Genomic DNA, 4,723 nt, shown 5'->3' on the forward strand with positions numbered 1-4,723 from the left:
CCCAGCTCCGCAAACCGTGGCCTCCGCCAGCGTCGCGCCTCCGTGTCCTCCCGCGTCACGATTTCACTCCGGTGCGGATCGATCCCGAATCGTGCACGTTGCCGGGGCGGTGGTGCACTCGGCTCGGGTTTGGGGCGAGTCCCACCGAAACTCCGGGGGGTGTCAGCGACATGGAGATCATCGACGTCACGGTAGACCCTGGGCAGCGAGCGCACGGGTTGGCGCTCGCGACCAGGCAGCAACCCGATCGCAGCTTCGTGCACCGCCTCGCCCCGCGTTGTTCCAAACGAGGGCTCCTTCCCCATTTTGGAGAATGACTGGAGTACAGGCGTTTCTGGAAATCACGGGATCCGCGTCCGCAAGTAGAGGACTGACTTCCAAACATAGACTTGTTTGGTTGCTTCGGAGAATCACCGCAATAGCAGAGACTTCCAGAAACTAACGGGATATCTCGCTGGAAACGGATGGCGGCTTCCCAGATGAAGAAGTTGTTTTGTCGCTTTGGAGAATCACCAGAGTAGCGGTAGATTCCAGGAATTACGCGATTCAAGGTAGAAGCCTATGCGGATTTCAAAAAAGGATCGGGGTGACCCATTAGGACTAATCGATATGACACTTTGGGATTAATTGTGCAACGAATGAACTCGCTCTTTGGTTGGTCTGCGAACGTACATATTGCGCTATATTTACCGCTGAAAGCGCAACATGGCATCATGCCCCGCTCTCGCATGCCTTGTGCAGCCTTGTGCAATAGTGGGCTATCAAATTCACGTTCCTGGTGTCCCAAATCAGGGACCCGGATTCAAAAACAATCCTTGAAGCCCTTGACACGGGTAGCGTATTGCTCTTACTTCACGACGAGTGACTAGCAGAGGGGGCTACTACGAACGCGCACCAAGCTGTCGCTCCAGTTGCGGCAAGGGAGGTTGCTATGAGGACGTCGTCGATAATCTGCGGGTGGCCAACGTCTAGTGGTGGTCAGCGGCAGCAGGGCAGGCATGGCCGGCCGGGGCGGCGCCATCGGCCAGGGTGGCACCTTCGGGGCCGGAGGCGGCATGGGTCAGGGAGGGGTAGCTGGACATGGTGTAGGCAAGGGCTTGGTGCCGGCTTGATGGAGCTGGTTACGTGTGCCGGACTGACAGCATGTGGCGGTGGGGACGTATCCACACAGCAGGCTGCCCTCGCAGCGAGGGCTCATGGCCTTGGCGAACATGCGCCGCCGCGGGGGGGGGGGGACGCCAGCGGTGCCTGCCCGGGCCGCGCACGCGGCGCCGCCAGCCGGGCACCCGGGCACAGCTGCGGGTCCGCGGCTCGAAGCAGCACTCGAAGCAGCGGCTGAGCTTCGTGGCCTAGCCGGTCCGGCGCGCATCGCCGCTTCGGACCCGCAGCAGCCGCGACCGCTGTCGCAGGACTTCGAGCGGCGTGAAGAGTGGCAGTGGATAGCGGCCGACCCGCACATCCACGCCGCCGGCTGCGCCCCCTGGGTGGTGGAGGACCCTCAGTTGTCATCCACCGAGATTCTTGCTGCGATGAAAAAGCGCGGTCTTTCGGTTGGCAACGTCCTCGTCTGGCACGACACGGGCGGGCCGTCTCAGGGCCCTCTCAACACCCTGAGCCTGTACGAATGGGAACGGTTGACCGGGCAGGACTACCAGAAGTTGCCCCACGAAGCGACGGAGTACGCCAACCAGCTCTTGCACTACGATCTCGAGGTCTCCGGTTACCAGCCGGCATGGCTGGGGCACGTCACCGCTCTGGGCTTGGGCGATATCGTGTCGCAGGGGCCGTGCCCTGGCGCGGTCGGCACGTGCAACGCGCCGCCCGAAAGCGACTACCCATCGGGATGCAGCTGTACGGTGCACGAGCTGAACAAGGAGAGCGGCCTGCCGATCGCGCAGTGGGCCTACGGGACCTCGCAGCCGCGCCGGCCCGTGTTGGGCGTAAACCATACGAACGCCTGGAGGCTGAACCACACCTGGCCCTGGGATAACGGCCCGGGTTTGCCGCCGCTCCCGAGCCTCGCGCCGGTCGAGCTCCCGGTGCATATCGCGCTCGGTGCCTGGCAGCCACCGCCCGGGCAGCCAGGGCACCCTCCCATCTCGTTCATGGCGGTCGAGACGGCCCAGCCTGACCCGACCGGCCCGCTGCATCAGCCGACCGATGTGCTCACGCGGGCCGCACGCCAGGTGTGGAGCGACTTCCAGAACAGCGGCTTTCGGATCGCGATCGTGGGGGCGAGCGACAACCGCTGCATCCAGCGTCAGATCGGTCAGCTGCGCACCCTCGTGCTCATCAACGGGCCCGTTACCTTCGACAACTACCTCGAGGGCCTGCGGCAGGGACGCACGCAGGCCGTGCTGGGCCAGGGCACCTGGGCCATTCTGGAGGGTTGGCTCACCACCACCCCCAACGACCAGAAGCAAATCGGGGACACGTTGAGCGTGCCCGCGGGCGGGCAGGTGAGCTTCAGCATCCAGGTGCAGCTGAAGGTGGCGGGCATGATCGAGCTGATGTCCAACGGCGCGGTCGTGAGCCAGTGTCGCACGATGGGCCAAGTGGGGCTCAACGATCTGACCTGCGAGAACCTGGTGCCCACCAGCAGCGGCTGGATCACCGTGCGGGCTCCGCGCGTTCAAACGAGCCCGATCTACATGGAGTACGACGGCGCAGCCTACGTGCCCGACGTAGGAGCCCTGTGCCGCAATGTCGCGAACATCGATAGGCTCATCAGCGAATACGCTCAGCCGGGGGGCCGCTTGGCCGCCTACCTGACGCAGTACCAGAACGCCAGGCAGGTGTATCTGGACCGCCTGCCGGCCGGAACCAACTGCAACAACCCGCCTCCCCCGCCTCCCCCCGCCGCATGCCCCGGCAACGACGAGCTCAATGCTATCGTGCCGGGGCAGGAGTATGCCGACTACTTCCCCGGCTTCTGGCTACCGAGCGCCCCGGTCAAGCAACGCGTCACCGGCACGCTGACTCCGCACGTGGGCACCGCGGCCAACCCCGTCCACACCTATGCGCAGCCCTTTGGCGGGGGCAATCCCCTGTGCACCTCCCCGCACCCGTCGCACACGATGCCTGGAGACAAGTTCGAAAACTGGAGCTGCCCGGACGTGGATCACTTCGTGGTGCCGGCCACCTGCCAGGCTGCGGGCACCTACCTCAGAGCCCGCGCCGTCGTGTGGACCGAGCGCCTGACCCGGGACCGGCACGCCATCGAGTTCTGCTGGTCGGGCCTGGGCGAGCCACGCTGCTCGGCCAACACGATCGGAAACGGGCAAACTTGGTTCACCGAGCCTGGAGGCGGCACCACCGTGGACGACGGCCACGATGTCCTGTGCCGGCAGGCGGGCTTCCAGTACTTCCTCAACGTGCGGGTGTGGAACCGAGACTTCCCGGACGGAGGCGTCAGCAACTGGACGCCGGAGCCCTACTGCGACGAGTACTCCCTGTTCTACTCGGTCGAGGAGATCAGCGACGGCTACGTGCCCGGGTTCATCGGACATCCCATCAATCCCTAGACCTCGAACGCGGCTGCGCGCCGGCGGCCAATGGAGCTTGACCATGCTTTTCCCTGTGGCACTGCTATTCTCTACGCCACGGCTTGCGAAACGGCTCGTCCCGGCAGGGCTCGTGGCCGGCTTCGTGTTGGTCGCGGCCTGCGGGGCCCGCACCACCAGCCTGGAACCGGGACCGGGAGGCAGCGCAGCAGGCCGTGGCGGCGGGCTGGCAGGCGCGGGTGTGCGGGGTGGCGCCGGGCTTGTGGGCAGCGGCGGCAGAGCAGGCATGGCCGGCCGGGGCGGCGCCATCGGTCAGGGAGGCACCCTCGGGGCCGGAGGCGGCATGGGTCAGGGAGGTCTCGCTGGACGCGGAGGTGTTGGCGGTCTGGGCGGGCTGGCGGGCGTGGCTGGCCAGGGGGGTCTCGCTGGGAAGGCTGGTCTTGGCGGCCAGGGCGGTTCAGGTGGGCAGGGCGGTGCAGGTGGGCAGGGCGGTGCAGGTGGGCAGGGCGGCGCAGGTGGTTGGGGCGGTGCAGGTGGCTGGGGCGGCGCAGGTACCCGGGGAGGCACCTTTGCCCCGGGCGGCGCCATCGGCCAGGGTGGCACTTTCGGGACCGGAGGCGGCATGGGTCATGGAGGGATGGGTGGACACGGAGGTCTCATCGGTGCGGGTGGTTTCGGCGGGTTTGGCGGGTTTGGCGGGTTCGCCGGCCTTGGGGGCTTCAGCGGCCAGGCCACGGGCGGCTTTAGCGGCTTTGGCGGGGGCGGACCCTGGGCGGGCTCCCCGGGCCAGGGCGGTGTGGCAGGCTTCGTGTCACCCACAGGCCCCTGCCCGCGCGGGTTTCTCTGTATAGAGAACGGCTGGAGCCCGGGACGCCCGTTCTGCAACAACGCTGGGCCCATGTCAGCGCCGCCGGCCTGCCATCCCCAGTATTGCCGGATGCTCGAGACGAAGTGCACGAGATTCAAATCCGCCCTGCACTGCATCCGGTGGTGCACCCTGTAGGGCTTGCAGCCTGCACGGCCGGCACCGCGAATGCCGGACCTGATGCCGGAGCCAATGCCGGCGCGGCCTCCCGCACCGGCTTCGAAGGAGGGCAGGTCTTGGATGCACGAATCCGCTGCCAGCCGCTGTGTCCTGTCGCGGGGCTGGCGCTTGGCCTTGCGCTCGCCTGGCTTGCTCTGGCGCCCGCCGCCCGCGCCAACGGGCGCTATCCGGCGGC

3 protein-coding genes are annotated in these 4,723 nt (G+C 66.7%); all 3 read left to right on the forward strand.

Annotation, left to right across the window (positions count from 1 at the left end; genetic code table 11):
• A partial coding sequence (locus MJD61_13825; protein ID MCG8556350.1) for a hypothetical protein occupies positions 1-317 on the forward strand: 317 nt, incomplete at its 5' end.
• A gap of 927 nt (positions 318-1,244) precedes the next feature.
• Positions 1,245-3,524, forward strand: coding sequence for a hypothetical protein (locus MJD61_13830; GenBank protein MCG8556351.1), 2,280 nt, complete (start codon positions 1,245-1,247; stop codon positions 3,522-3,524).
• A 43-nt stretch (positions 3,525-3,567) separates the two neighbouring features.
• Positions 3,568-4,506, forward strand: a complete 939-nt coding sequence (locus tag MJD61_13835) for a hypothetical protein (GenBank protein MCG8556352.1) — start codon at positions 3,568-3,570, stop codon at positions 4,504-4,506.
• The last annotated feature ends 217 nt before the right edge of the window (positions 4,507-4,723 follow it).

The sequence above is a fragment of the Pseudomonadota bacterium genome (assembly GCA_022361155.1).
Lineage (GTDB): Bacteria > Myxococcota_A > Polyangia > Polyangiales > JAKSBK01 > JAKSBK01.

What these genes read in the sequence shown, in the direction of transcription:
- MJD61_13835 (MCG8556352.1), top strand. Translation starts at nt 3,568, where the DNA reads ATGCTTTTCCCTGTGGCACTGCTATTCTCTACGCCACGGCTTGCGAAA.